Origin of the sequence: Bacteroides sp. DH3716P (assembly GCF_025914115.1) — a bacterium.
Classification (GTDB): Bacteria; Bacteroidota; Bacteroidia; order Bacteroidales; family Bacteroidaceae; genus Bacteroides; species Bacteroides ovatus.
The window spans coordinates 6,619,609-6,620,507 of the sequence record NZ_CP083673.1 but is presented as its reverse complement, the minus strand read 5'-3'; the positions used below and the strand labels follow the sequence as shown (position 1 = coordinate 6,620,507).

Genomic DNA, 899 nt, shown 5'->3' with positions numbered 1-899 from the left:
CGGAAGAGCCGGCCAAGCCAGCAACCAAGAAAGGCAAGAAATAGCCTTTCCTCTCCATAACAAGGCGACCTTCGGGTCGCTTTTGTTTTGCTCAGGGATATCAATATGCTGTTATAGCGTTTATCTCCTCAGATAAAGCCTTCGTTCAGTCATCGATTATATCGGCGATGCCGTCTTCATTTTACCCTAACCACTTCGTCCCTCTCCATTTGCGAAGCGTCACCAAGATGGTTGGCATATAGACATTCCTGGCTGATGGCAACAAGGTCGCTATTAGCCAAGAAAGACTGAACGCCAAGGTCTGAACGCGAGAGGACTGCCATCTATGCCACAAGATGCCGAAGCCGAGGCTTCTGATAATTGTGTCCTTTACTGGCTATCCACTCGCCTTGATGTTCAGACCGTCAATCTTGGCGCCAGCTTCACTACCCACCCACGCCTGCTTTACTGTTCTTCTTCTCTTTGACTGCAAAATATCTTCTGCTATAATCGGTGTGTCCGTCCATATGCGTTGTACCGCTTCGCCCCACACCTTCAGAACGGCATTACTGTACGGACACCGCACGAATGCCCATGTGACAGGTGCCTACAATGGCACTATCAGAAACTGCCACTTCTGATAACTGCCTTTATTGCTGTCTGGCTGTCCCATTATCGGGCTTCGGCAATGACCGTGTAATGCCATTCTGCCCACCCATACCACTTTTACCACTAATCAACTGTTTTACAATATTTCTTCTGCTATACAAGAGCCAGTTCTTGTCCACTCAGGCATATTGAATGTGGCAGACATGTCTGCTACGTCCAATCTGCCTCAGTGTCCTGCGGCAAGGACAAGGCACATTTGTCATGCTGACAAGAGTGCCCGATTTGTCCGTTACGCAACTGTCTCTTCTTAC

The 899-nt window shown here is 48.7% G+C and carries 1 protein-coding gene; it reads right to left on the bottom strand.

Annotation, left to right across the window (positions count from 1 at the left end; all coding sequences use genetic code 11):
• Window positions 1-376 precede the first annotated feature (376 nt).
• On the bottom strand, window positions 377-565 hold the full coding sequence (locus KQP79_RS25760) for a hypothetical protein (protein ID WP_225449525.1): 189 nt from the start codon (window positions 563-565) through the stop codon (window positions 377-379).
• Window positions 566-899 lie beyond the last annotated feature (334 nt).